This window comes from Acidovorax sp. SUPP3434 (assembly GCF_030159015.1).
Classification (GTDB): domain Bacteria; phylum Pseudomonadota; class Gammaproteobacteria; order Burkholderiales; family Burkholderiaceae_C; genus Paracidovorax.
In genome coordinates this window covers 30,060-53,389 of the sequence record NZ_BQXL01000010.1, presented here as the reverse complement: position 1 = coordinate 53,389, position 23,330 = coordinate 30,060, and the positions used below count along the sequence as shown (strand labels likewise).

The following is a 23,330-nucleotide window of genomic DNA, read 5'->3' as shown; positions in this document are numbered from 1 at the left end:
ACAGGGCGACGAAGGTCGCAAAAGGCGGATTGCCAGGGGGGGGCCGATGGCCGGCTCCCGGCAAGCGTTGCGGTGACGGCCCGGGTCAGGCGCCATGACTGCAACAAAGGGCATTATATCACCATTGAGAATTTAAAAATCAATCAATATTCTCGTTGGTTTTAAAGATGCCGCTTTCAGGGGCATTCCCGGGGCTGGTCGGCCTGTTGCCCGAGCACCGCCCGGTACACGGACAGGTCCTGCTCCAAGAAGCAGCAGAAGGTCACCTCCTGAATATCGGGCGTCTGTTCGAGGGTGGCGCGCACCGCATCGACGGCCACCACCGCCGCCGGCCCGATCGGGTAGCCGTAGATGCCCGTGCTGATGCAGGGAAACGCCACCGTCCTCGCCCCGCGTTCGCTCGCCAGCAGGAGCGACCTGCGATAGCAGGAGGCCAGCAACTGCGCCTCGCCGTTCGAGCCGCCGCGCCACACCGGGCCGACCGTGTGCACGATGACGGAGGCCGCCAGCCAGTAGCCCCCGGTGGCTTTCGCATCCCCTGGCTTGCACCCGCCCAGCAGGCGGCATTCGTGCAGCAGCTCCGGGCCGGCCGCGCGGTGGATGGCGCCATCCACCCCGCCACCGCCGAGCAGCGACGAATTGGCCGCGTTGACGATGGCATCCACCGCCAGCCGCGTGATGTCGGCGCGCAGCGCGCGAAGCGTGGCGTTCGCCATGGACGCGGCCTGCCGTCGGCCCGTCAGGACACCGCGCCCCGAAAGCGCTGCGCCGCCTGCCGGCTCACCTCGCCCAGCAACTGCTCGTTGCGCTGGCGCTCGCGCAGCCAGCGCGCGTCGTTCTGGCCGGCGTCGGCCTCGCTGCGCAGCATGTGCAGCGCGCTCGACGCCCCGGTGACGCCCGCGTGCCGCGCGATGTGGTCGATCGTCTGCAGGATGTGGTCGCGCAGCGGCATGTGGTTGCCCGTGGCCGGGTCCACATAGACCGCGTCCATGCCGAAGCGGCAGGCCTGGAAGCGGTTGTAGGTGTAGACGAGGTAGTCGTCCTCGGTCGGCATGAAGGGCTGCTCGGCCAGGAACCACGCACCCAGCGACTGCACGAAGCCGGCGAGCGCGGCGGCGCGCTCTACGGTGAGCGGCGTGTCGAACACCCGGATCTCGATGGTGCCGAACTCGGGCTTGGGGCGGATGTCCCAGTAGAAGTCCTTCATGCTCTTGACCACGCCCGTACGCGTCATCTTGTCGAAGTAGTGCTCGAAGTCGGTCCAGGTGAGCGCCATGGGCGCGCGGCCGGACAGCGGGAACGCGAACACCGAGTTGAGCCGGGCGGAATCGAACGCCGTGTCCTGCCCCTGCACGTAGGGGCTGGAGGCCGACAGCGCGATGAAGTGCGGGATGTAGCGCGACATGCGGTGCAGCATCAGCAGCGCCGCGTCGGCGTCCGGGCAGCCGATGTGCACGTGCTGCCCGAAGATCGTGAACTGCTTGGACAGGTAGCCGTACAGCTCCGACAGCTCGCGAAAGCGCGGCTTGTCGTAGATGCGCCGCTCGTGCCATTGCTGGAACGGGTGCGTGCCGCCGCCGGCCACGGCGATGTTGAGCTTGTCCGCGCTCTTGACCAGCGCATCGCGGATCTGCGTGAGCTGGCCCAGCACCTCGCTGCTGCTGTGGCAGACGCCGGTGGAGATCTCGATCATGCTGTTGGTCATCTCGGGCACGACGCTGCCGGGCAGCGGCGTCTTGTGCATGAGGCGCAGCATGTCCTCGGCGTAGGGTGCCAGGTCGTAGTCGTGCGTGTTGACGAGCTGCAGCTCCAGCTCGACGCCCAGCGTCAGGGGCTCGGAATGGTGGAAGGCTTCAAGACTCACGGCTGTTGTCTCCGTTGGCGGCGCGCGAGAGCGGCGCCCAGGGTTTCGAACTCTCGCCCGCGCGGTAGATGGCCACGGTGGCGATCACGGCCCCCAGCACTTCCATGACCAGGATGGCCGGCAGCGCCACGCGGGCGATCAGCTGGCCGGTGGAGGCCGAGGCCACCACGAACTGCGATGCGATCAGCAGCGCGATGGACGACATCGGCGTCATCGCGCAGCCCACCCACAGGGCCTGGCGCCAGCTGGCGCCGCTGCCCACGTTGCCCACCGCCACGCCCAGGGCCTTGGCCGCCAGGCGCACAACGATCAGGGCCAGCACCACGCCGGCCACCGGACCGCTCCAGTCGGCCTGCGCCGCCACGGTGGAGACCAGCACGAACATCAGCATGGTCAGCAACGACGAGGCCGTGCCCATCTGGCGGGGCCAGGCCCAGGGGCGCGGATTGAGCTGCTTGAGCAGCATGCCTGCAAGGAGCGCGGCCAGCGGCGCGGAGCCGCCCATGTGGGCCGCGACGGCCGTGCCGGCAGCGATGAGGGTGAGCAGCAGGAACGAGGTGTTCTCGCTCGTGGGGCTCATGAAGCGCAGCGCCATGCGCAGCACCAGGGCCAGCACGGCGCCGACGATGATCGAGACGCCCAGCACCACCATGACCGGGTAGATGGTGTCCATGATGCGCGCGGCGGGGCGGTTGATCAGCTCTGCCGTGGCGCTGCCCAGCGTCAGGGCGTACAGCGTGGAGAGTGTGGCCAGCACCATGGCGCGGTCGGTCACCGGGCCGGCGGCGCGCGTGTCGGCCACCACGCGGCTGAGCACCGCGGGCGAGGCGGCCAGGGCCACCAGGGCGAGCGGTCCGGCGGCGCGCTGGGGCACGTCCAGCCACATCAGCACGTAGTACACGGCGAAGTAGGTGAGGGCCGATTCGGCGATGCTCTGCACCAGCACCATCGGGTTGTGGCGGAACCAGCGCAGCGGAATGCGCCCGCCCGCCTCGAACAGCACCAGCGCGATGCCCAGCTCCAGCAGGAACAGGCTGATGCCCTGCAGCGGCCACACGGCGCCGGTGAAGCCCAGCAGGCCGGCGATGGTGCCGACCAGGGTGTAGCCCACCACCTTGGGCAGGCCGATATGGCGTTGGAAAAGGTAGCCCGATACCGCGGCCACTGCGAGCAGCAGCGACCATTGCACGGTGGGCAACCCGGCCGAAGGGCGCAACCATTGCGCCCAGAAGCTCAGGATTTCATCCATTCTTTGTATGTCCTCTTCGCGCAGGCGCCAGGCCTGCAGGGTTGGGTCGGCCTTCGCAAAGCCCCCTCGGCGCGCAGCGGCCCGACCCCGGGGTCGCCCGAATTTACCCGCTGGGGTGGCCCCACCCTGTAGGACGGAGGCCTCCATTCCGGGGTGGATCAAGGCGGCAGAAAAGACCTTTTAACAGGGCTCAGGCCGTGCGCCGGACGGGCATGAAAAACTCCAGCGGCGCGCGCCGCAGGCGCGCGCGCAGGGCCGCATAGACGCGGGCCCGCTCCACCCCCGTCACGCTGTGCGCGCGCAGGGCGAGGCGGAAGGCCAGGTAGAAGCTGACCGACACATTCAGCGCGCCCAGCAGCGGAATCGTGGCCACGGCCCACCAGAACTGCGGCATGTGCAGCACCGGCAGGCCCAGCGCCGTGCTGGCCGCTCCCAGCTGGCCCGACGACAGCGTGACGTGGCGCACGTCCAGCCCCAGCCCGAAGAACGAGGCGATGGGCGGCACCAGCCCCAGCATGAAGCCCAGCGAGATGTTGGCGGCGAAGCCGGACAGGTTCTCGCGCAGGAAATGCGCCCAGCGAGCGGCGCGCGCCGTGCCCAGCAGCCGGGTGATGCGTGGGTTGTACTGCACGGCCGAATCCAGGCGGTGCAGCACGAACCAGTTCTCCGCCCAGCCCGCGATGATGCTGGAGGCGAACAGCAGCACGCCGGTGAACGCCGCGAACAGCAGCGAGGGCCCCAGCAGGTGCAGCGACTCCAGCACGTGGTGGGCCTGGGCCGTGCTGATGGCCGTCTGCCCGGTTCCCTTGGCGATCAGCAGCGTGATGCCGATCACGGTCGGGAACACCACGAGCACGTTGCCCAGCACCGCGGCCACCTGCGACCGCACCAGGTGCGTGACCTCGTCCACGAAGGACACCACGGCCTCGTCGGAGTCCAGGTCCTTGAGCTTGGCCGCCATGGCCGGCGCGGTCATGGCGGGCTGCTTGGTGGCCACCGTGAAGTGCAACAGCAGGATCAGCACGAAGCTCACCGAATAGTTCACGCCCGCCCAGAAGCCGCCCCAGAAGGCCGACAGCGCCAATGCCGCCAGGCCGAACTTCATGAGGGTGGTGAAGGCCATCACCAGGCCGCCGCCCGCGGCCTTGCCGACCATGGCGCGGTATTCGGCGCCGGTGCGCGTGATGTAGTGCTCGCCCGTCTCGGCGCTGCGCTCGGCCACCTTGGCCGCCAGCAGCGACGAGTTGGATGCCAGCAGCGCGCGCAGGCTGCGCCGTTCGCGGCCCACGGTGACCAGCCGCGCCATCAGGCGGGCGGCGGTGGGGGCGGGCGTGGGCGAGAGCAGGCAGTCCAGCAGCTCGCGCACGCGCAGGATGCGCTCGCGCAGCTGGCGCAGCCGGAACACCAGCCCCACCGAAATGCCGTTGTCCTCGAAGTGCGAATACACAGTGGCCGCGGCGGCGCGGCAGGCATCGAGCCGCTCGCGCAGGCGCTGCACGGATTCGTCGAGCCGGTCGGTGGTGCGCAGCTGGTGCAGAACCTCCACGCGCACGCTCTCCACGTCGCGGATCAGGGCGTGGAACGGCTGCGCGTCGCGCGCGGCCTCGCTCATGCGCAGACGCAGCTCGGGTGCGAAGCCGGTGGACAGGATCTGCCCCGCGCAATAGGTGATGGCGTCCAGCAGGGCACGCTGCCAGCGGGTGGCGCCCGGCGCCTCGGCCGGGGCCATGGCCGACAGCAGCCGCGCGAGCAGGGCCTCGTCCAGGGCCGCGAGCCACAGCGCATCGAAATCGTAGGGCAGCGCCAGCATGAACAGCTCGGACGCGTCGATGGTCTCCGGGCTGCCGGGCAGCAGCTTGTAGCGCAGGCGCTCCGCCACTTCGCTGGCAAGGGCCGTGCGCGGGGCGAAGCCGAAATCGGCCAGCAAGGTGGTGATATCCACCGTGCCGACGAGCGCGTTCCACCAGTCCTGAAGGCGCTGGCGCGCGGCGTCGTCCTTTTCGATGGCCTCCACGAACAGCTGCATGCGGCCGACCGCGGCCTCGACCGAGCGGCGGTTGCCCCGCACCCAGTCCAGCAGCGCAATCAGCCAAAGGTGGCGCTGCGCCAGCGGTGCGCCCGCATCCAGCTGGGCCAGCAGGTGGCCCAGGTCATTGGCGTGGCGCTTCAATGCAGCACTCTGCCGTTCAGGGGTGCGCCCGAGGCGTCGCCGGACACGGCTTCCAGCACGAAGAGCGCAATGGGGCATTCGAACGGCTCGCCGTCCTCGGCCACGCAGAAATAGCGGCCGTGCATGCTGCCGCTGGCCGTGCGCAGGCGGCAACCGCTCGTGTACTGGAAGGATTCCCCGGGCTTGAGCAGCGGCTGCTGCCCGACGACGCCCAGGCCCTTGACCTCTTCGGTGTGGCCGCGCGCATCGCTGATGACCCAGTGGCGGGAGATCAGCTGGGCAGGGGTGTCGCCCGTGTTCGTGATGGTGATGGTGTAGGCGAAGCCATAAAAGCCCTCGTCGGGCGTGGATTGCTCGGGCAGGTACTGGGATTGCACCTCGGCCTGGAACTGGTACTTCGGCATGGGCGCAATGGTACCCGGGCCCGCGGCCGTGCCTTCCGGATCGCCGCTAGCTGCTGCGACAATCGGGGGATGAGCCGCACCTACCGCATTGCCCCCTCGATCCTGTCCGCCGATTTCGCCCGCCTGGGCGACGAAGTGAAGAACGTCATCGCCGCTGGCGCCGACTGGATCCACTTCGATGTGATGGACAACCACTATGTGCCCAACCTGACGTTCGGGCCCATGATCTGCCAGGCGCTGAAGCCCCACGCCAAGACCCCCGACGGCCAGCCCGTGCCGATCGACGTGCACCTGATGGTCCAGCCCGTGGATGCGCTGGCCGCCGCGTTCGCCGATGCCGGCGCCGACTACATCAGCTTTCACCCCGACGCCTCGGCCCACGTGCACCGCAGTGTGCAGGCCATCCGCGCCAAGGGCGCCAAGCCCGGCCTGGTGTTCAACCCCGCCGAACCGCTCGACGTGCTCGACTGGGTGATCGACGACATCGACCTCATCCTCATCATGAGCGTGAACCCGGGCTTCGGCGGCCAGAGCTTCATCGACTCGGCCCTGCGCAAGATCGAGGCCGTGCGCCGGCGCATCGACGCCTGCGGCAAGGACATCCGCCTGGAAGTGGACGGCGGGATCAAGACCGACAACATCCGCCGCGTGGCGGATGCGGGCGCGGACACCTTCGTGGCGGGCAGCGCGATCTTCGGCAAGCCCGACTACGCCGGCGTGATCGGCGCCATGCGCACGCAGCTCGCCTGACGCGGCTCGGCCGCGGGCTCGGCCTGCATCCACGGCAATCAACGCGCTGGTGGCGTGGCGGGGGCCGGCACGATGGTGGTCGTGGTGCTCTCGCGCAGCACGCCGCCCGCGGCGGGCGAGCCGGACACGGCACTCGGGCCCTTCACGCGGTCCAGGCAGGCGGAACGTTCTTCGGGCGTCTTGAACACGGCGCAACGGTCCACCGCATTGCTCTGCTCGGCCTGGGCGCCCGGATTGGTCAACTGACCGGTGCGCGACGATTCGAGGGCCGCACCCGCTTCCTGCAGGCACACGGCCTGGGACTGCTGCGTGTTGCCGCTCAGGCAGGCCTGGCGGTCGCGCTCGTAGCGGGCCCGGGCGGATTCGTCCGGCGCGGCGTGCGCGGTGGCGGCGGCTGCGGCCAGCAGGGCGGTGGCGGCGAGAGCGGAAAAGCGGCGAAGAGAAGACATCGGCATGGTGATCCTTTGGTATGCGAACCGCCCCTGGCAGCCGGGCGAAGGCCCGGCCGGGGCAAGGTTTGCAGACTAGGCGTACACCGAGGGAGCGTCTGTCGGACGGTGCGCAGCCGCCGTGCGGGCCGTTCGCCCGCCACAGGGCGGCCCAGGCGTCAATCCACGATGAAGAGCTGCGCGCCCGTGGCCGTCGACGACCGGTGGGCCGCATCGCCGAAGTCGGATACCTGATAGCTCATGCCGGCCGTGAGTGTGACACGGCGGCCATCCTTCAATTCGGTTTCCAGCGTGCCTTCCAGCACGAACAGGATGTGGCCCCGGTCGCACCAGTGGTCGGCCAGGTAGCCGGCGGAATAGTCGACCCGGCGAATGCGAATGTCGCCCACCGTCTGGGTGCGCCACAGGGCCGTTCCGGTCTCGCCAGGGTGCTCGGTGGGTGCGATGAGCGACCAGTCCGTCGTCGTGAAGGGCAGTGCAGGAATTTTCATGTCAAAGCGGTGGGGCCGGTGAATCTGGAAACGGTCGGCCGCTCAGCGCAGGCCCTTCGCCAGCGCGCGCGTCAGGTCGGCGGCGGACGCCTCCCGGCACCCGCTCGCGTTCTGTCCGGACCACAGTGGTGAAAAGTCGCTGCGCCCCAAGGCTTCCGCCTTGGCGCGCAGCGGGGCCAGCGCGGCCGTCGCGAGAGGGAATTCCGGGGCCGCGGGATTCAATGGCCCCAGTTCGTGCATGACGCGGTTCATGATGCCGCGGGCAGGGCGGCCGGTGAACAGGTGGGTGAGGGCGGTGTGGCGCGCCGCGTCGCTTTGCAATGCGGCGCGGTGCACTGCGCTGGTGGTGGCCTCGGTGGCCAGCATGTAGGCGGTGCCGACCTGCACGCCCGAGGCCCCCAGTGCCATGGCCGCGGCCACGCCCTGGGCGTCCGCGATGCCCCCGGCCGCGATGACCGGGCACTGCACGGCGCCGACGATCTGGGGCAGCAGCGCGAAGGTGCCGGATTGCTTCGTCAGGTCGTGCGACAGGAAGTGCCCGCGGTGCCCGCCGGCCTCCAGGCCCTGCGCGATGACCGCGTCCACGCCCCGCGCCTGCAGCCAGAGCGCTTCTTCCACCGTGGTGGCCGACGCGAGGACTTTGGAGCCCCAGCTTTTCACCTGCGCCAGGAGGTCGTCCGGCGGCAGCCCGAAATGGAAGCTGACCACCGGCGGCCGGAACTCCGCCAGCAGGCCGGCCACCTCGGCGTTGAACGGATGGCGTCCCGCTCCGGCGGGGATGTCCTCCGAGCGAAGGCCGAATTCGGCGTAATAGGGCGCCAGCGCCGCACGCCATGCCGCCTCCCGCTGCGGATCGGGCTGGGGCGGCGTGTGGCAGAAGAAATTGACGTTGTAGGGCCGGCGGGTGGCGGCGCGGATGGCCGTGACTTCCTGGCGGATCAGGTCGGGTGTGAGCCCGGCGCAGGGCAAGGAGCCCAGGCCCCCGGCTTCGCTCACGGCGATCACCATGGCGCTTCCCGACACCGCCACCATGGGCGCCTGGATGAGGGGAAATTCGGTGCCGAGGAGGTGTTGGAGCGTGGTCATCGGTGGGGCCTGTAGGGACGTGGTGGGCATTCTGCACCACCTCCTCCAGCCGCCACGCGCGGCGGTTCAGCGGGCGGGGCCGAATCCGAACAGGGAGGGTTTGGAGGGGGCCGGGGGATCGGCCGGCGGGCGCTCCGTCTGGGGCGCATCCTGCGATGGCGCCACCGCTTTCGCGGCCCGCTTCACGGCGAGGCGAGGGCCGATGTCCAGGTCTTCGATCATGGCTTGCAACACCCGAAGCCCATCGGCCAGGGCCTGGTGGTAGGTGCCCGCGGCCGACGCGGACCGTTCCATCTCCGCCCAGGCACCGCCGCCTTCGCGCTCCATCAGCACCCAGCGGAAGTCCCCGGGGGCAGGCTCTTGCACATGGATGGCGATGGGGCGGAGGGCGGACGGCATCGCTCCAGCATAGGGGATCGCGGGGGATGGCCCAAGGCCGTGCCGCCACCCGATTGGCAGGCAATGCCTACCGCTGCGGCAAGCGGCCGCCTACAAGGGGGGCAGACCGATCAACGCAGACTGGGGCGAACGGGGTTTCCCCTTCGGAGAAAAGTCACATGGCAACTGGCAGTCGCACGCTCTGGAAGGGCGCCATCACCTTCGGCCTGGTCCATATCCCTGTCGGGCTGCACACGGCGGCGACGGAGCAGGGCGTGGACTTCGACTGGCTGGACAAGCGGTCCATGGACCCGGTGGGCTACAAGCGCATCAACAAGAAGACCGGCAAGGAAATCGACAAGGACCACATCGTCAAAGGGGTGCAGTACGAAGACGGCAAGTACGTCATCATCAGCCCGGAAGAGATCGAGGCGGTGTTCCCCAAGACCACGCAGACCATCGAGATTGAGCGCTTCATCGATGCGAACGAAATGCCGTTCATCTTCCTGGAGCGGCCTTACTACGTGGCACCCGTCAACAAGAGCGACAAGGTCTATGCGCTGCTGCGCGAAACCCTCATCGCGACGGGCAAGGTCGGTCTCGCGAAGGTCGTCATTTCGACGAAGCAGCACCTGGCCGCGCTGGTGCCTTCGGGGCCGGCGCTGGTGCTGAACCTGCTGCGCTGGGGCGACGAGGTCAAGACGCTCGACTCGCTCGAACTGCCGGCCGCCGGCAAAAAGAGTGTGAGCGCCGCGGAACTCAAGATGGCCAAGCAGCTGGTCGAGGAGATGTCCGGAAAATGGGACCCCGCCGACTTCAAGGACGAGTTCCGCATCCAGGTGATGAAGCTCGTGGACAAGAAGGCGAAGGCGGGCGAAGGCCACACGGTGATGGACCCGGAGGAAGAAGCGCCGCAGACCGGCGAAGTGATCGACCTCACGGCCCTGCTCAAGCGCAGCCTCAAGGGTGGCTCCGCGCCTGTGCGCAAAGGCGCGGGCAAAACGGCCGGCAAGGCGTCGGCCAAGGCGCCTGCCAGGGAGGCCGGTGCCAAAAGCGCCGCCGCCAGGAAGAGCGCACCGGAAAGAAAAGCGGCGTGAGCGATTGCTCGCCCGCGTGTCCAGACCGGTGATGCCATGCGCGTCGCCACGTGGAACATCAACAACGTCAACAAGCGGATCGACCGGCTGGTCGATTGGCTGCAGCGCACGCGGCCCGATGTGGTCGCGCTGCAGGAGCTCAAATGTCCCACGGCGCAGTTCCCGGATGAGGCGCTGCGCGCGGCGGGCTACCGGGGCGTGGCCGTCGGCCAGCGCACATGGAATGGCGTGGCGCTGCTCGGCCGCGGGCACGATCCGCTGCCCGTGTTGACCGCGCTGCCGGGCGACCCGGCCGACAAGGAAGCCCGCTACCTCGAAGCGGCCGTCAACGGCGTGCTCTACGCCTGCCTGTACTTGCCCAACGGCAACCCGCAACCCGGCCCCCGATTCGACGCCAAGCTGCGTTGGTTCGAGCGGCTGAACCGCCGCGCCCAGGCGCTCTGGGCGTCTGGCCATCCCGTGGTGCTGATGGGCGACTGGAACGTCGTGCCGACGGATGCGGACATCTACCGGCCCGACACGTGGGCGGACAACGCCCTGTTGCAGCCGGCGCCCCGGCAAGCCTATGCCGATCTGTTGGCCCAGGGGTGGACGGATGCCATCGCCACGGTGCACCCGAAGGACGTGCCGTTCACCTTCTGGGACTACCGGCGCCGGCGCTGGGAGCGCGATGCGGGGCTGCGCATCGATCACATCCTGGTGAGCCGCATGCTCCACGTGGCGGACGCCGGCGTGGACCGGGACGAGCGCGGAAAGGACGATGCCAGCGACCATGCCCCCGTCTGGGCGGAACTGACGGTGGCGAAGGCGCCGGTGCGGCGTCGGGCGGCCGGGCCGACTGGCGTTTGAAACCCCTCGCAGGCCGGCGATCGCTGCCAGAATCCAGGGTGCCTCGACCCCTGAGGCCGCAAACACCTGCTTCAGAAGGAAACGATGCCATGAACGACCCCAGCGGTTTTCCCGATCTCGAATATGTCGGCTTCTGGGCGCGCGTGGGCGCGACGCTGATCGACACCGTGCTGCTGATCGTCGTGACGGTGCCGCTGCTGGTGGCGTTCTATGGCTGGGCGTATTTCGAATCCGAGCGCCTGGTCTTGGGGCCTGCGGATTTCGTCATCTCCTGGGTGCTGCCGGCCGTGGCCGTGGTGCTGTTCTGGCTGAGCCGGCAGGCCACGCCGGGCAAGATGGCCATCGGCGCCCGCGTGGTGGATGCCGCCACCGGAAAGCCGATGACCCCCGGGCAGTCCGTAGGCCGCTACGTGGCGTATTTCGCCTCCGCGATTCCGCTGGGCCTGGGCCTGCTGTGGGTGGCGTTCGACGGCCGCAAGCAGGGCTGGCACGATAAGCTGGCGGGCACGGTGGTCGTGCGGCCGAAGCGGCGTGGGACGCAGGCGGTGAGTTTTCCAGAGGGTTGAAGACGTCCGCCCGCTCAAGGACCGCCACGGCGCCACCCCGCCTTCATTCACTGCACGCCTGTTTTCATGGCCATGACGATGCAATCTGCCCCCTTTTCAGACTGGATTCCGCTGCCCACCGCACAAGCCGATGCCGCGATCGTGGACCTGGACGGCACCATGGTGGACACGCTCGGCGATTTTTCCGAGGCGATCAACCGCATGCTGCACGAGCTGGGGCTGCCCGGTATCGCGGCGCCCGACATCGAACGCATGGTGGGAAAGGGCTCGCAGCACCTGATTCATTCAGTGCTCAATCACGTTCTGGCGCATGATTCACTAGGGCGTATTGCTATCAAAACAGAAGCAATCTATCCGCAGGCCTGGGAAAGCTACCAGCGCCATTACGCCGCCGTCAACGGCCAGTTCGCCGCGCTGTACCCTGGCGTGGTCACCGGGCTGCAGGCGCTGCGGCGGCAAGGCGTGCGCCTGGCCTGCCTGACCAACAAGCCCACGGCGTTCGCCGTTGCGCTGCTGGAGGCCAAGGGGCTGGACGGCTTCTTCGAGAAGGTGTTCGGCGGCGATGCCTTCGAGCGCATGAAGCCCGACCCGATGCCGTTGCTCAGGACCTGCGAGGCGCTGGGCACCGTGCCCGCGCGCACGCTGATGATCGGCGACTCCAGCAACGATGCCCGGGCGGCCCGCGCCGCCGGCTGCCCCGTGGTGCTGGTGACCTACGGCTACAACCACGGGCAACCCGTGCGCGAGGTGGATGCCGACGGCTATGTCGATTCGCTGGAGGCGCTGCTGCCCGGCCCCTGACGCGCCGCAGCAGCGGGGCGATGGCCCGCTACCAGCGCAGCAGCCGAGGCCCCAGCACGGCACCAGCGGCCACTGGCAGCGACATGCCCAGAACGTACCAGATGGCGATGAACGGTGCGGCCAGCTCCGGGCAGTGCAGCGCATAGACCGTGGCGCCAACCGCGCCGCCCAGGGCGCCAGCCCCTGCGCCGGCCCATGCGGGGCGGACGGGCGCCATACCCCGCAGCACCCAGATCGCGGCCAGGAACACCGGCAGCGACAGCATCGCGATGTTTTCCGCGCACACACGCCAGGTGCGGCTGAGCACCAGCTCCGGCAGTTGTGCCGCGGGGGCCTGCCACACCGCCATCAGCCCCAGGGCCCACACCAGGCCGATCGGGGCGGCCCAGCCCAGCCATGCGACGCGGGTGACAGAGCCCGGTTTTCCGAGCCGGGCGACCAGCCGCAACGCGGCCAGGGCCATCAGCAGCGGAGCGCCGAACTTCACCCAGAACATGGGCAGGGTGGCGTATTGGCCGAGCGCTGGATTGAGCCCGAGCCCATACCGCATCAGCCAACCCGAAACCGGCACGGCCAGGAGAAGGCCGAGCGCCAGGCGCTTCGCTGCGGCATGGCGAGGGACCGGCACCGTGTCGGCGGCCAATAGATGGATCAGATCGTCGGTTTTCATGGGGAGGCCTTTGGCTTCGCCGTGGGGGGGGACGAAGACGCGATGCGGCTCGCCAGCGCCTTCAGGCCCCGGTGGATGCCGATTTTCACGGCGGATTCCGTCATGCCGGTTTCCAGGGCCACGTCGGAGACCGACCGGCCATGCAGCTTGACCTGTTCGATGGGCAGGCGCTGGCGGTCGGGCAGTGTGGCGAGCAGTCGCCCGAGATCGCGCCGGGCCTCGGCGGCCGTGTCCTCGGCGTGATCGAAGAGGCCGGTTTCATCGTCGTCCAGGGGGTCGTGCAGCGCTTCGCGCGCCTGGCGCGCGCGCAGCAGATCGATGATCTTGTAGCGCGCGATGGCGTGCACCCAGGCCGTGAGCGGCTGGGTGCGCTGGTAGGTGTGGCGCTGGTTGTGCAGGGCCAGCAGGGTGTCTTGCACGAGGTCCTCCACATCGTCGGGCCAACCGGACAACCGCCGGCGGTAGAACGACCGCAGGCGGGTTGCCATCTGCTGCAGGAATTGCCGGTACGCCGCCGCATCGCCCTCCAGCCCGGCGAGCATCAGGCTTCGCAGGTGCTGTTCGGTCTGGAGGTGCGCAATATCTCGAGGCGGTCGGGGTGCCATGGCCGCATCAGGGTACACGGCGCCGGCATCGGCACCACTCGCGCGCATCGCGCGATGGCTTCGAACGCCGCCTGCGCTGACGGCATGCATGGACCCACTGCCTGCAGGCATGCGTGGCTTATTTCTTCATCTCGTCCTTCTTCATCTCGTCCTTCTTCATCTCGTCCTTCTTCATCTCATCTTTCTTCATCGCGTCCTTTCCCATGGAATCCTTGGCCATAGGGTCGTGCTTCATGCCGTCTTTCTTCATCGCATCCTTCTTCATGCCGTCGTGTTTCATGGCGTCTTTCGGCGTGGCTTCCTTCGCCATCGAGTCCTTGGCCATGGGGTCCTTTTTCATCATGTCGTCTGCCGCCATGGCGGAGACGGAGGCCGCGGTCAGGCAGGCGGCGAGCAGTGCGGTCGTGAGCTTGTTCATGTCGAAAGTCCTTTTAGAGAGAGAAGAGAAAAATTGCGCCGCACCCGGGAATCGGGCACGGCCGCGCCGTCTGCGGCGCCGAGCCCGATCGCTCAGCTGCCGCCGAACCCGTTGTAGCCCTGGTCTTCCCAGTAGCCGCCTGGATAGGTGTTGGTCACGGACATCGCCATGACGTGTTTCGGGTTCTTGTAGCCCAGCTTGGTCGGTATGCGCAGCTTCAGCGGAAAGCCGTATTTCGGTGGCAATGGCTCGCCGTCGCAGGTCAGCGCGAGCAGCGTCTGCGGATGCAGCGCGGTCGCCATGTCGATGCTGGTGTGATAGTCGTCGGCACATGCGAAGCCGATGTACTTCGCGCTCAGGTCGGCGCCGATGCGCCGCAGAAAATCGCCGAAAGGCACGCCGCCCCACTTTCCGATGGCGCTCCAGCCCTCCACGCAGATGTGGCGGGTGACCTGTTCCTGCTGCGCGAGGGCGCGCAGTGCCGCAAGGGTCCAGGGGCGTTTTTCGGCCACCAGGCCGGCCACTTCGAGGCGGTAGCCTTCCTCTTTCACGATCCGGACTTCGTCTTCGCCGTAGTACGCATTGAAGGGAAACGGCCGGACGATCATGGATTCGGGATAGGTGGGCGCCAACCGGCCGGGGTCGAACAGCCATCCCTGGGCCCGGTCGTTCCAGCGCGAGATGCGCTGGAGCATGGCTTCCACATCCTCGTTGTCGCTGATGCTGCAGCCGGCCAGCAGGGACAGTCCGCCCAGCGTCAGGCTGCCGCGCAGGAAATGGCGGCGTGCGGCGGGCGCCATGTGGCGCTCCAGGAGCTTGCGCGCGTCGGCCAAGGCCAAGGCCAAGGCCAAGGCCAAGGCCAAGGCCAAGTCTGCATCGGCATTGGACAAGCTCCGGCGTCTGAAGAGGTTCATGCCGCACTCCCTTGGCGGCCGGCGCTCAGCATGGTGAGCAGCGTGCGCGGCACCAGGGCCACCATCACACCGTGCAGGGCAATGAACCCGACCAGCAGCCCCATGGCTACGAAATGGATGCGGCGCGAGAACTCGTAGCCCCCCAGCCATTCCCGCAAGACGGGGAACTGCACAGACTTGAACAGCACGAGCCCGGACAGCACCAGGACCAGAAGGTCCAGCATCACGAACAGATAGGCCAGCCGCTGCACGCTGTTGTACTGGCGCGCATCCGTGTGGGCGAGCTTTCCGCGCAGGGCGTCCGTGGCATCGCGCAGCACGGCGCGCGGCCAGACCGGAAAGAACCTGCGGGCCAGCCGGCCGCTGGCGAGGTTCATCGCCAGATAGAACAGGCCGTTGGCCGCCAGCAGCCACATGGCGGCGAAATGCCACTGCAGTGCACCTCCGAGCCAGCCGCCGAGGGTCAGCGCGTCGGGCAGCGTGAAAGGGAAGAGCGGCGCCGCGTTGTAGATGCGCCAGCCGCTGGCGGTGAGGATCAGCACCGCCAGGGCGTTCAGCCAGTGGCTGATGCGTATCCACAAGGGGTGGATGGGCTGTGGTTTCGCGGATGCCGCCATGAATGCTCCTGAAAGAGGGCCCGGCGATCGGGCCTCGTCCAGTAGTTCGGGCGGAATGCGCCGCGGGTTACAGGCGGGTGAAAAAATTCCTGGAATTCAGGTGCCGTGCCGGCATCGCGGTTTTCTTCAAAGCGGTCGAATCATGCTCTGGCGCAATATGTACTAGGGCATGTAGCTATAAAATTAATAGCATCCGGGTTGCGGGGCAGGAAAAGCAGGGGCCGGATGCCCGTGCGCCGCCAGCCGGAGGGCCGCGGACACTGAGTCAGCCATCCGCCTTGCCCAGCAGGGCGTCCTTGAGCTTCCAGTCCGCCGGCCGCTCGCCCAGCCAGATGCCCATCAGGGCATCGAAGAATTCGGGCTCGCGGAACGGCTCGCCCTGCGCCACGCCCTTGACGCTGACCACGGTGCCCGTGCCGGGCAGCCAGTCCACGGTGAAGGTGTCGCCGGCCGAGAGCTTCTTGTGCTGGGAAAAGATCTCGCTCATCCGCAGCACGCCGGGCACCAGGCGGGAGAACGAGGCCTTGTCCATGTTGTCTTCCATGCCGCGCGAAAACAGCTTGCCCAGTTCGGCCGATTCGATGTCGCGCAGCATGGTGATCGACAGCCGCTTGGGACCGCGCAGGGCGGCCACTTCCTGCGGCGTGCCCGCCTTGCGCTCCAGGTACAGGCCCGCCGTGTAGACCTTGAACACGGCCTTGTAGCGGATGCCCGCGCCATTGAGCAGCAACGGGCTGCCTTGCAGAGGCAGGGCAGTGGCGTACTTCACATCGGCGACGGTCACGACCTGGGCCCAGGCGGCCCCCATGGTCACGAGAAGGCCGGCGAGGGTGGCTGCCAGCCACCGCTGCAGAGACATCATGGCAACTCCAGAAAAAGAACGATCGTTCGTTTCTGATTGTTGCCGCGTGCCGGGGCAGGCACAACAGGGTTTTCAGCAAGGATTGCGGCCGCGCCCCTGGTTCGCCGGCCGCGGTGGGCGGCCGCAGGCGCTTTGCTACACTTTCTCCCCATGTTCATTCACCATGTGTTCATCACAGGTTGCAGCGACCGGGGAGCCTGGCCCTGGCGCAAGCCAGCCGCATCGAACGCCTGATGGCACCTGGGGCAATCCCAGCTGCACCCGTGGCCCTGACGGGCCGAACGCAATGAACTGCGGCGCCCCACGTCCTTGTGCTGGCGCTGCCCGATTGGGAAATTCCCGTGATTACAGAACTTGAATTCAAAAGCCTGGCCAGCGAAGGCTACAACCGCATTCCACTCATTGCGGAGGCCTTCGCCGACCTGGAGACGCCGCTGTCGTTGTACCTGAAGCTGGCCTACAGCAAGGACGGCGGAAAATACAGCTTTCTGCTCGAATCGGTCGTGGGGGGCGAGCGGTTCGGCCGCTACAGCTTCATTGGCCTGCCGGCGCGCACCTTGCTGCGGGCCAGCGGCTTCGGGGCCGACGCCAAGACCGAGGTGGTCACCGATGGGCAGGTGGTCGAGACCGCCGCCGGCAATCCGCTGGACTTCATCGAGACGTACCAGAAACGTTTCAAGGTGGCGCTGCGCCCCGGCCTGCCGCGGTTTTGCGGCGGGCTGGCGGGGTATTTCGGCTATGACGCGGTGCGTTACGTCGAAAAGAAGCTCGAAGCCAGTTGCCCGCCCGACACGATGGGCATGCCGGACATCCTGCTGCTGCAGTGCGAGGAACTGGCCGTCATCGACAACCTCTCGGGCAAGCTGTACCTCATCGTCTACGCGGACCCGGGCCAGCCCGAGGCGTATTCCAGAGGCAAGCAACGCCTGCGGGGTTTGAAGGACCAGCTCAAATATTCGGTGGCCGCGCCGGTCGTCAAGCCGACGGAGAGCCATCCCCCCCAGCGCGACTTTGCCAAGGCCGATTACCTGGCGGCGGTGGACCGTGCCAAGGAGCTGATCGCCGCGGGCGACTTCATGCAGGTGCAGGTGGGCCAGCGCATCCAAAAGCGTTACACCGAGTCGCCGCTCTCCCTGTACCGCGCGCTGCGGTCGCTGAACCCCTCGCCCTACATGTTTTACTACCATATGGGCGACTTCCACATCGTCTCGGCGTCGCCCGAGATCCTGGTGCGGCAAGAGAGCACCCCGCAAGGCCAGAAGGTCACGATCCGGCCGTTGGCCGGCACGCGCCCGCGCGGCAACACGCCGGAGCATGACAAGGCCACGGAAGTCGAGCTGGTCAACGACCCCAAGGAGCGCGCCGAGCACGTGATGCTGATCGACCTTGCGCGCAACGACATCGGGCGCATCGCCAAGACGGGCACGGTGAAGGTGACGGAGGCGTTCGCCGTGGAGCGCTACAGCCACGTGATGCACATCGTGAGCAACGTCGAGGGCCTGCTCAACGACGGCATGACCAACATGGACGTGCTCAAGGCCACGTTTCCGGCAGGCACGCTCACCGGCGCGCCCAAGGTGCATGCGATGGAACTGATCGACCGGCTGGAGCCCGTCAAGCGTGGCCTGTATGGCGGGGCGTGCGGCTATCTCAGCTACGCCGGGGACATGGATGTGGCCATTGCCATCCGCACCGGCATCGTGAAGGACGGAACGCTCTATGTTCAGGCCGCGGCCGGCGTCGTGGCCGACTCGGTGCCCGAGCTGGAGTGGAAGGAAACGGAACACAAGGCCCGCGCCCTGCTGCGCGCTGCCGAACTGGTTGAGGAAGGACTCGAATGATGACCCGGGCGATCGACAAGGTGGAGCGCTGCAGCAGCATGGCGCAGGTGCGCGCGCGCATCGACGCGCTGGACGACATCCTGGTGCCGTTGCTGGTGGAGCGCGGCGGCTACATGACCCAGGCGGCGTTGAACAAGCAGCGCGAGTCCCAGGTGCGGGACGAAGGCCGCATCGAATTCATCGTGCACCGGGTGCGCGAGCGTGCGCTGGCCGAAGGCGGCGAGCCCGAGGTGATCGAGGCCATCTACCGCAGCATGATGGAGACCTACATCGCCTACGAGCATGAAGAGTTCGCGCGGCTGGTCGAGCAAGGCGCCAAGACCTCCGTGAAGTGACCGCAGGGTGGCTGCGGGCGGCTGTCGCGTCCCGCCAGCCGTGATGTCAGTGCGCATCGGCGGGACGCTCGGCGGACAGCTTGAAGGCGTTGGCCAGCGTGGACCGGTTGCAGATGCCCCAGCGTGACGCGACGTCCAGCATGTGGGCCCGTCCGCCGGTTTCGCTCATCTCGCGCAGTTCGTCTTCGATGCGCTTCACGCGCTCGGTCCGGATCAGTTCGGCAGGCGTCATGCCCAGGTGGTTGCGGAACGCCAGTTGCAACGCGCGTTCGGTGACCCCCAGGCGGCCCGCGATTTCACGCACCGAAAGGTTGGCGTCGTGCAGGTGCTCCACGATGTAGCGGTAGGCCGCGCGGTAGCGGGGCGGCAGGCGCAACCCGGTCGTGTCCTGGGCCTGGGAGGGCAGGGTGGACGCGGCGCTGTTCATGCGCGCCAGCACCGTGTTGTGCACCACCCGCATGGCCTGGGCCACGTGGCGCTTGTACTGGCGCAGTGACTCGCCCAGCCGGCCTTCTTCCATGTGGATCTTGGACAGGCAGTACTGGATGTCCGATGCGTAAGGGTGCCGATCGACCTCGCGTTCGACGCTGGCCAGCGGCTGGATCACATCGCGGGCACCCGTGGCCGCCTTGTCGGTCAGCAATGCGAGGCAGGCCTCCACCCGCACTTGCGATTCCAGGCCGGCCAATTCGTGTTCGCGCAGCCAGCGCACGAAGCCCGCCACCGCCTCTTGCCGACTGGCGGGATGGTGTCCCAACAAGCCGCAGCGCAGGAAAGCCAGGCGGGCCCGCAGAAGCTCGGGCACGTGGGTGCTCGACTCGAGCGCTGCCAGTTCGGCCACCATCTCCGCCGCGGTGGGCAGATCGCGTGCCAGCGCCATGGCGGACTCCGAGAGGGCATGGTCGGTCAGTTCTTCATGGCGCAGCAGGTGCACCCGGGCCAGTACCTCCAGGCGGATCGCCCTGGCGTGCGGCTCCAGCACGGCTGCAGCGGCAGATTGGCAGAGCGCTTCCGCCTGGCGTGCGGTGGCCAGGGCTTCTGCATGCTGGCCCAGGGCCTGCAGTGACAGCGCCTTGCCGCAATGGCCTTCCACACGCAACTCAAGCGGGGCCTCGTGGTCGCCAGCCACGATCGACCAGCAAGCCACGGCGCGGGCGGGCTTGTTCAGATGATGAAAGAGCCAGGCCTGGTCCAGTGCCGACTGCCAGCGCACGTTGCTGCGCGAAACCTGGTCATAGGCCTTGAGTTGCTGGTGAAACACTTCGCTGGCCGCCTCTTCCATGCCAACCAGCAGCAGGCTGCGTCCGAGCAGCGCGCCTTCCTGTGGCGTGCCCGTATCACGCCCATTGCGCTCCAGGCGCCGGCGGCCGATGCCCGCTGCGTCCTTGACGCGCATGGCATGAATGAGATTGGAAAGCTCTGGCGCCTGGGCTTGGGCGCGCTGGCAGGTCAACGACAGAAGTGTGAGCAGCATGGGTCTTCGCGGTGTTGCCGCGCCTTTGATTGATGACCAGTCAATGCTAGGAACGGGCGTCCGGGCAATGCTCAACTTCCTTACGTTCAATCCTCAACTTTTGCTAATTGCCACGTTTTGTGGTGAGTGGCTTCGGATACCTTTGCACGCGTTGCCTGAAGCTATTGGCAGCACATCTGCTCCCCCGTTCATCCAATATTCATCGGCGAGTCACCGGTTTTTCATGAAGGGCTGTTTCTGCATTCATGCGAGGTGTTTAGAGTGAAATCAGGTCGTCGAGGACCGGATTTTCAGCGAGAGAGGGAGGCGCCGCGGATCCAGAACTGCCAGCAAAAAAACAGGGACTGCTGCGCCAGCCGATTGAGCGCACAAGGCCGGAGTTGGAGACTGATAAGGGACTGCTATGGCGTCGAATAGTTATTGCCTATAAGCAATTGACCTATCGAAAGGGCATACTGCAGAGAATATTTTGCTGATTCTGTTCCGCGGAAGGCTGGGAAAAAATTGCAAAATCTGTGACTATGTGTAGCAACCGGATGGCGATTTTTTGGCACCCACGCCCAGCTGAACAGGCCAGGGGGGCAGCGTGATGCGCCGCCATTTGTCGATATAAATTTGCGTCGAGGGATTCCATGAACATTGCTCTTCTTTCGCGTCGATCGACGGTGAACCAGTTCCTGGTGGATCTGCTTTCCCGTGGCGGAATTCAAGCCATGCTGCACGTCAGCATTGCGGCCTTCCGCATGCAAGTGAGGCAGCAGGCTTTTGATGCCGTGATCCTTGAAGACTGCGGAGGCACCTTGGCGGAAGATCTGGGATTGATCAAAACCTGCGTCTCCGATCAGGTTCCCGTCGTGGTGGTGGGGGCCGAGTTGCACGCCGGCTTCGGCGTGGCCCTGGCCTGCGGGGCGGTGGACTACATCAGCCTTTCCCGCGTCGGGCATGACGAACTCAAGACCCGGCTGCGCGGCCACATGGAAGCCCAGGCGTTCCAGGCCGCCCACCCGATCGATGTCGACGGCTGCCGGCTCGACCCGGCCAGGCTTTGCCTCGTTCATGGGGACAAGACGGTGGGTCTCACGCACCGCGAATGCGAACTGGCCTGCCTGCTGTTTTCCAAGCCCAACCAGGTGGTGTCTTTGCCCACGATCATCGCCAAGGTGTGGGGGCGCTCGGTTGAATCCAACAAACGCACCCTGGAGCAGCACATCTACAAGCTGCGCACCAAGCTGCGGGAGGCCGGTTGCCAACTGCGCGTCCAGGCGGCTTATGGACGCGGCTACCGGTTGCTGTCCCATGAGGGGACGGAAGCGGTCGGCAGCGAATACACCGCGCTTTACTGGTAAAGACAGCAGGAACGTGCTCAATGTCTTTTTCGGGCCGTGCAAGTGACGTTTCGGGATGGGGTGCAAGGCGCAATGCGCCAGCCATCGCCTGGGACTTCGGCCAGCGCTGCCACGCCGCCGGCCGCCTGAGAAGGTACGGGTCCCGCGGGCTGGAGCGGAACCGGATGACGCAGCGCTCCGGCGACCTGCATGCGCACCCGCCCATGCGGTGCCACTGGGGCCCACCCCCTCCGATTGCGCGTCAGCATGAGCTCCAAAAAAGGCCTTGAACACGTTCTAGCCCGATCAGGGCATTGGCGGCGGGGGCCCGGGTTTCAAACCTTGAGCCAGATGTAGTCCCCCGCGCAAATGCCGTTGAAGGCTTCGTCGGTGGAGCTCAGCACGTTGTCTTTCCAGTAGCGTCCGTGCTCGGTGTAGTGGGTCAGCGTTTCGGCCAGCCAGGTCCCGGTGATTTCCGGTGTCATCGGCACCCGCACGATCAGGATGATGCCGCCCGTATCGGGGTTGATGCCCGCCTGGGCCTGATCCTGCGCATACACGGTGAGGTTGGCTTCCAGCAGGAGCCGGAAGATGGTCAGCGTGCGCCCTGCGGTGACGATGCCGAAATGGAAGTTGAGATACAGCGCGGCGGGGTCGTTCTCGTAGTGCGACAGCAGAACCTCGAACCCTTCGACCTCGATCCAGCCCTGTGCGAGCACTGCCTGCGGATCGGGCAAGTCGATGGCCTCGCACAGCTCGGTGACCAACTGGTTGTATTGATCGAGACTCATGGGCGAACGGGCCGTTTCAGGGACTGGCTGGCCTGCAGTTGCCGCTCTGCAGCGATGCTCGCCTGGGACGGCGTGCGCGGGAGATCGGTGCTCAGCAACGCGAGCGGCAGCAAGGCCTTGAGGTCTTTCATGCGAACGGTGTCACTGGCTGCATCGGGAGCGGGACCTCCGCACAGCAACAACGCCATCTTGACCCGCTGAAGGGTGCCCAATGCACCCCGCTCTTCGTGGTTTTGCAGGTACGCTGCCATCTCCGCCATGCCCCGAGTGGGGGTGGCAGCGAAGTGGGGCTTTCGGCTGTGCTCCCAAAGCCGCTGTGTGAGGACATGGGCCCGGTCTTGCGCCGTGCCGGCGTAATGCCGCTGCAAAACCTGGTGGGCCGCCATGGCTCCCTCAGCGAAGCCCGATTTGGCCATTCGGCTTGCATGAGGGTTGTCACGTGAACTTCCTTGATCGCCTTTGCCTGACCCTGACCCGGAGCCGGAGCCGGAGCCGGAGCCGGAGCCGGAGCCGGAGCCGGAACCGGAACCGGAACCCGACCCGGAGCCGGAGCCGGATCCCGAGCCGGAACCAGATCCAGAGTTGCCGCCTTCGGAGTTCTCTTGGGAGTCCCCCTTGTCACGGCTGCTGCTTCCTTGTCGCAGAAAGCTGTCCAGCGCCGTGGGCTCGTTCCCGGTGTCCCGCAGCGATTCCCGGTACCGCGCATAGCGCTCTCCGCGGTCGTCGTCGAGGGCCGCTTTCCACCGCTCGGCAGATCCCAGCCGTGCTTCGGATTCTTCGGGATCGGTTTGCAGGATTTCGAGCGGAATGTCCTGCCCTGGCGCAAAAAGCGGGGCATCGGGCTGGCCGGGGAGCCGGGTCTGCTTGGGTGGCAAGGGCAGCGGCGGCCGGGGGACCGTACGGAAAATGTAGTCACCGAACCGGCCCTGCTGCATGAGCGAGGCGCTGCGCGCGGCTTGCTCATGCTGCACTGCGAGCAGGTGGTTGTGCTCGCGCAGGTGCAACTGCTTGAGCCGCTGCAACTGCTGTAGCCCGCGGAAGAGCGGCGTATTGGGGTTCATGGCGTGAACGTGGCCGCAAGCAGCCTCTGGGAGAACTGCAACACGGTGGTCCCGACCCAAGGGGCAGAGACCGCAACGGTGACGGTCACGCAGATCAGCTTGATGCCCTGTGAAATGGCAGCATCCTGGAGCGATGTCACGGCTTGCACCAGCGCCACCAGCAAACCGACGATGGCCGCCACGGCCACCGCGGGCAGCGACAGAATGAGGCACAGCATCAGTGCTTCGGACGTCAGTTGAACGATGTTGTCGTGCGTCATGGG

At 67.0% G+C, this 23,330-nt stretch carries 27 protein-coding genes; 8 read left to right on the top strand and 19 right to left on the bottom strand.

Annotated features, from left to right (window positions below; genetic code table 11):
• Positions 1-176: 176 nt before the first annotated feature.
• From AVKW3434_RS15905 to apaG, 5 genes are all read right to left on the bottom strand, one after another.
• The gene (locus AVKW3434_RS15905) at positions 177-716 is read right to left on the bottom strand and encodes an O-acetyl-ADP-ribose deacetylase (protein ID WP_284406628.1); all 540 of its coding nucleotides are present in this window, start codon (positions 714-716) and stop codon (positions 177-179) included.
• Between the two features lie 23 nt (positions 717-739).
• Positions 740-1,864, bottom strand: coding sequence for a YbdK family carboxylate-amine ligase (locus AVKW3434_RS15900; RefSeq protein ID WP_272549522.1), 1,125 nt, complete (start codon positions 1,862-1,864; stop codon positions 740-742).
• Positions 1,854-3,113: a cation:proton antiporter gene (locus AVKW3434_RS15895; protein ID WP_272565687.1), complete on the bottom strand. Its 1,260-nt coding sequence runs from the start codon at positions 3,111-3,113 to the stop codon at positions 1,854-1,856. The genes AVKW3434_RS15900 and AVKW3434_RS15895 overlap by 11 nt, the downstream gene beginning before the upstream one ends.
• Before the next feature lie 190 nt (positions 3,114-3,303).
• Positions 3,304-5,283 carry a transporter-like protein TlpB gene (tlpB, locus tag AVKW3434_RS15890; RefSeq protein ID WP_284406627.1) on the bottom strand — a complete coding sequence of 660 codons (1,980 nt, stop codon included), beginning with the start codon at positions 5,281-5,283 and terminating at the stop codon, positions 3,304-3,306.
• Positions 5,280-5,687 carry a Co2+/Mg2+ efflux facilitator ApaG/CorD gene (gene apaG, locus AVKW3434_RS15885; RefSeq protein WP_284406626.1) on the bottom strand — a complete coding sequence of 136 codons (408 nt, stop codon included), beginning with the start codon at positions 5,685-5,687 and terminating at the stop codon, positions 5,280-5,282. Before apaG ends, tlpB begins: the two co-directional genes overlap by 4 nt.
• 69 nt (positions 5,688-5,756) lie before the next feature.
• Here apaG and rpe point away from each other — a divergent pair, with 69 nt between their 5' ends.
• Entirely contained in the window at positions 5,757-6,437 is a 681-nt protein-coding gene (gene rpe, locus AVKW3434_RS15880; protein ID WP_092745201.1) for a ribulose-phosphate 3-epimerase, read from the top strand.
• 38 nt (positions 6,438-6,475) lie between these two features.
• Here the strand turns inward: rpe and AVKW3434_RS15875 are convergent, their stop codons facing one another.
• From AVKW3434_RS15875 to AVKW3434_RS15860, 4 genes are all read right to left on the bottom strand, one after another.
• Positions 6,476-6,892 (bottom strand): hypothetical protein, encoded by a 417-nt coding sequence (locus AVKW3434_RS15875; RefSeq protein WP_284406625.1) that lies wholly within the window; start codon positions 6,890-6,892, stop codon positions 6,476-6,478.
• 152 nt (positions 6,893-7,044) lie between these two features.
• Entirely contained in the window at positions 7,045-7,377 is a 333-nt protein-coding gene (locus tag AVKW3434_RS15870; RefSeq protein ID WP_272565681.1) for a DHCW motif cupin fold protein, read from the bottom strand.
• A 42-nt stretch (positions 7,378-7,419) separates the two neighbouring features.
• Complete coding sequence (locus tag AVKW3434_RS15865; protein ID WP_272565680.1) at positions 7,420-8,463, bottom strand: NAD(P)H-dependent flavin oxidoreductase; 1,044 nt, start codon at positions 8,461-8,463, stop codon at positions 7,420-7,422.
• 66 nt (positions 8,464-8,529) lie between these two features.
• The gene (locus AVKW3434_RS15860) at positions 8,530-8,862 is read right to left on the bottom strand and encodes a hypothetical protein (protein WP_284406624.1); all 333 of its coding nucleotides are present in this window, start codon (positions 8,860-8,862) and stop codon (positions 8,530-8,532) included.
• A gap of 158 nt (positions 8,863-9,020) precedes the next feature.
• On the opposite strand from AVKW3434_RS15860, the gene ku reads away from it, so the two are divergent.
• The 4 genes from ku to gph all read left to right on the top strand — a co-directional run bounded on the left by ku (position 9,021) and on the right by gph (position 12,154).
• Positions 9,021-9,938, top strand: a complete 918-nt coding sequence (ku, locus tag AVKW3434_RS15855) for a non-homologous end joining protein Ku (protein ID WP_284406623.1) — start codon at positions 9,021-9,023, stop codon at positions 9,936-9,938.
• A 36-nt stretch (positions 9,939-9,974) separates the two neighbouring features.
• The gene (locus AVKW3434_RS15850) at positions 9,975-10,787 is read left to right on the top strand and encodes an exodeoxyribonuclease III (RefSeq protein WP_284406622.1); all 813 of its coding nucleotides are present in this window, start codon (positions 9,975-9,977) and stop codon (positions 10,785-10,787) included.
• A gap of 89 nt (positions 10,788-10,876) precedes the next feature.
• Positions 10,877-11,353: an RDD family protein gene (locus AVKW3434_RS15845; RefSeq protein ID WP_284406621.1), complete on the top strand. Its 477-nt coding sequence runs from the start codon at positions 10,877-10,879 to the stop codon at positions 11,351-11,353.
• A gap of 78 nt (positions 11,354-11,431) precedes the next feature.
• Entirely contained in the window at positions 11,432-12,154 is a 723-nt protein-coding gene (gph, locus tag AVKW3434_RS15840) for a phosphoglycolate phosphatase (protein ID WP_502869102.1), read from the top strand.
• Between the two features lie 28 nt (positions 12,155-12,182).
• Here the strand turns inward: gph and AVKW3434_RS15835 are convergent, their stop codons facing one another.
• The 6 genes from AVKW3434_RS15835 to AVKW3434_RS15810 all read right to left on the bottom strand — a co-directional run bounded on the left by AVKW3434_RS15835 (position 12,183) and on the right by AVKW3434_RS15810 (position 16,240).
• Positions 12,183-12,824 carry an NrsF family protein gene (locus tag AVKW3434_RS15835; RefSeq protein WP_284406619.1) on the bottom strand — a complete coding sequence of 214 codons (642 nt, stop codon included), beginning with the start codon at positions 12,822-12,824 and terminating at the stop codon, positions 12,183-12,185.
• Positions 12,821-13,429 (bottom strand): sigma-70 family RNA polymerase sigma factor, encoded by a 609-nt coding sequence (locus tag AVKW3434_RS15830; protein WP_284406720.1) that lies wholly within the window; start codon positions 13,427-13,429, stop codon positions 12,821-12,823. The genes AVKW3434_RS15835 and AVKW3434_RS15830 overlap by 4 nt, the downstream gene beginning before the upstream one ends.
• A gap of 118 nt (positions 13,430-13,547) precedes the next feature.
• Positions 13,548-13,847, bottom strand: coding sequence for a pentapeptide MXKDX repeat protein (locus AVKW3434_RS15825; protein ID WP_284406618.1), 300 nt, complete (start codon positions 13,845-13,847; stop codon positions 13,548-13,550).
• A gap of 92 nt (positions 13,848-13,939) precedes the next feature.
• A complete protein-coding gene (locus AVKW3434_RS15820; protein ID WP_284406617.1) occupies positions 13,940-14,761 on the bottom strand; it encodes a molybdopterin-dependent oxidoreductase in 822 nt (273 codons plus the stop codon).
• Positions 14,758-15,378, bottom strand: a complete 621-nt coding sequence (locus tag AVKW3434_RS15815; protein ID WP_284406616.1) for a cytochrome b/b6 domain-containing protein — start codon at positions 15,376-15,378, stop codon at positions 14,758-14,760. The genes AVKW3434_RS15820 and AVKW3434_RS15815 overlap by 4 nt, the downstream gene beginning before the upstream one ends.
• A 265-nt stretch (positions 15,379-15,643) precedes the next feature.
• Positions 15,644-16,240 (bottom strand): chalcone isomerase family protein, encoded by a 597-nt coding sequence (locus tag AVKW3434_RS15810; protein ID WP_284406615.1) that lies wholly within the window; start codon positions 16,238-16,240, stop codon positions 15,644-15,646.
• Positions 16,241-16,581: 341 nt separating this feature from the next.
• Between AVKW3434_RS15810 and trpE the strand changes: the two genes are divergently transcribed.
• Complete coding sequence (gene trpE, locus AVKW3434_RS15805) at positions 16,582-18,081, top strand: anthranilate synthase component I (RefSeq protein WP_284406614.1); 1,500 nt, start codon at positions 16,582-16,584, stop codon at positions 18,079-18,081.
• Complete coding sequence (locus AVKW3434_RS15800) at positions 18,081-18,416, top strand: chorismate mutase (protein WP_284406719.1); 336 nt, start codon at positions 18,081-18,083, stop codon at positions 18,414-18,416. Before trpE ends, AVKW3434_RS15800 begins: the two co-directional genes overlap by 1 nt.
• A gap of 46 nt (positions 18,417-18,462) precedes the next feature.
• Here the strand turns inward: AVKW3434_RS15800 and AVKW3434_RS15795 are convergent, their stop codons facing one another.
• Positions 18,463-19,890 (bottom strand): helix-turn-helix domain-containing protein, encoded by a 1,428-nt coding sequence (locus AVKW3434_RS15795; protein ID WP_284406613.1) that lies wholly within the window; start codon positions 19,888-19,890, stop codon positions 18,463-18,465.
• Between the two features lie 632 nt (positions 19,891-20,522).
• Between AVKW3434_RS15795 and AVKW3434_RS15790 the strand changes: the two genes are divergently transcribed.
• Positions 20,523-21,236 (top strand): winged helix-turn-helix domain-containing protein, encoded by a 714-nt coding sequence (locus AVKW3434_RS15790; protein WP_284394261.1) that lies wholly within the window; start codon positions 20,523-20,525, stop codon positions 21,234-21,236.
• A gap of 314 nt (positions 21,237-21,550) precedes the next feature.
• Here AVKW3434_RS15790 and AVKW3434_RS15785 read toward each other — a convergent pair whose 3' ends face one another.
• The 3 genes from AVKW3434_RS15785 to sctS are packed head-to-tail and all read right to left on the bottom strand — an operon-like array spanning position 21,551 to position 23,327.
• Positions 21,551-22,006, bottom strand: a complete 456-nt coding sequence (locus tag AVKW3434_RS15785; protein WP_272549503.1) for a CesT family type III secretion system chaperone — start codon at positions 22,004-22,006, stop codon at positions 21,551-21,553.
• Positions 22,003-23,067, bottom strand: coding sequence for a hypothetical protein (locus AVKW3434_RS15780; protein WP_284406612.1), 1,065 nt, complete (start codon positions 23,065-23,067; stop codon positions 22,003-22,005). The genes AVKW3434_RS15785 and AVKW3434_RS15780 overlap by 4 nt, the downstream gene beginning before the upstream one ends.
• A complete protein-coding gene (gene sctS / locus AVKW3434_RS15775; protein WP_272565653.1) occupies positions 23,064-23,327 on the bottom strand; it encodes a type III secretion system export apparatus subunit SctS in 264 nt (87 codons plus the stop codon). The genes AVKW3434_RS15780 and sctS overlap by 4 nt, the downstream gene beginning before the upstream one ends.
• Between the last annotated feature and the right edge of the window lie 3 nt (positions 23,328-23,330).

Excerpts from the sequence above, each read along its gene's own strand:
- AVKW3434_RS15905 (WP_284406628.1), bottom strand. The coding sequence starts at position 716 with ATGGCGAACGCCACGCTTCGCGCGCTGCGCGCCGACATCACGCGGCTG.
- AVKW3434_RS15895 (WP_272565687.1), bottom strand. The coding sequence starts at position 3,113 with ATGGATGAAATCCTGAGCTTCTGGGCGCAATGGTTGCGCCCTTCGGCC.
- apaG (WP_284406626.1), bottom strand. The coding sequence starts at position 5,687 with ATGCCGAAGTACCAGTTCCAGGCCGAGGTGCAATCCCAGTACCTGCCC.
- rpe (WP_092745201.1), top strand. The coding sequence starts at position 5,757 with ATGAGCCGCACCTACCGCATTGCCCCCTCGATCCTGTCCGCCGATTTC.
- AVKW3434_RS15875 (WP_284406625.1), bottom strand. The coding sequence starts at position 6,892 with ATGCCGATGTCTTCTCTTCGCCGCTTTTCCGCTCTCGCCGCCACCGCC.
- AVKW3434_RS15870 (WP_272565681.1), bottom strand. The coding sequence starts at position 7,377 with ATGAAAATTCCTGCACTGCCCTTCACGACGACGGACTGGTCGCTCATC.
- AVKW3434_RS15865 (WP_272565680.1), bottom strand. The coding sequence starts at position 8,463 with ATGACCACGCTCCAACACCTCCTCGGCACCGAATTTCCCCTCATCCAG.
- AVKW3434_RS15860 (WP_284406624.1), bottom strand. The coding sequence starts at position 8,862 with ATGCCGTCCGCCCTCCGCCCCATCGCCATCCATGTGCAAGAGCCTGCC.
- ku (WP_284406623.1), top strand. The coding sequence starts at position 9,021 with ATGGCAACTGGCAGTCGCACGCTCTGGAAGGGCGCCATCACCTTCGGC.
- AVKW3434_RS15850 (WP_284406622.1), top strand. The coding sequence starts at position 9,975 with ATGCGCGTCGCCACGTGGAACATCAACAACGTCAACAAGCGGATCGAC.
- AVKW3434_RS15845 (WP_284406621.1), top strand. The coding sequence starts at position 10,877 with ATGAACGACCCCAGCGGTTTTCCCGATCTCGAATATGTCGGCTTCTGG.
- gph (WP_502869102.1), top strand. The coding sequence starts at position 11,432 with ATGCAATCTGCCCCCTTTTCAGACTGGATTCCGCTGCCCACCGCACAA.
- AVKW3434_RS15835 (WP_284406619.1), bottom strand. The coding sequence starts at position 12,824 with ATGAAAACCGACGATCTGATCCATCTATTGGCCGCCGACACGGTGCCG.
- AVKW3434_RS15830 (WP_284406720.1), bottom strand. The coding sequence starts at position 13,429 with ATGGCACCCCGACCGCCTCGAGATATTGCGCACCTCCAGACCGAACAG.
- AVKW3434_RS15825 (WP_284406618.1), bottom strand. The coding sequence starts at position 13,847 with ATGAACAAGCTCACGACCGCACTGCTCGCCGCCTGCCTGACCGCGGCC.
- AVKW3434_RS15820 (WP_284406617.1), bottom strand. The coding sequence starts at position 14,761 with ATGAACCTCTTCAGACGCCGGAGCTTGTCCAATGCCGATGCAGACTTG.
- AVKW3434_RS15815 (WP_284406616.1), bottom strand. The coding sequence starts at position 15,378 with ATGGCGGCATCCGCGAAACCACAGCCCATCCACCCCTTGTGGATACGC.
- AVKW3434_RS15810 (WP_284406615.1), bottom strand. The coding sequence starts at position 16,240 with ATGATGTCTCTGCAGCGGTGGCTGGCAGCCACCCTCGCCGGCCTTCTC.
- AVKW3434_RS15800 (WP_284406719.1), top strand. The coding sequence starts at position 18,081 with ATGACCCGGGCGATCGACAAGGTGGAGCGCTGCAGCAGCATGGCGCAG.
- AVKW3434_RS15795 (WP_284406613.1), bottom strand. The coding sequence starts at position 19,890 with ATGCTGCTCACACTTCTGTCGTTGACCTGCCAGCGCGCCCAAGCCCAG.
- AVKW3434_RS15790 (WP_284394261.1), top strand. The coding sequence starts at position 20,523 with ATGAACATTGCTCTTCTTTCGCGTCGATCGACGGTGAACCAGTTCCTG.
- AVKW3434_RS15785 (WP_272549503.1), bottom strand. The coding sequence starts at position 22,006 with ATGAGTCTCGATCAATACAACCAGTTGGTCACCGAGCTGTGCGAGGCC.
- AVKW3434_RS15780 (WP_284406612.1), bottom strand. The coding sequence starts at position 23,067 with ATGAACCCCAATACGCCGCTCTTCCGCGGGCTACAGCAGTTGCAGCGG.
- sctS (WP_272565653.1), bottom strand. The coding sequence starts at position 23,327 with ATGACGCACGACAACATCGTTCAACTGACGTCCGAAGCACTGATGCTG.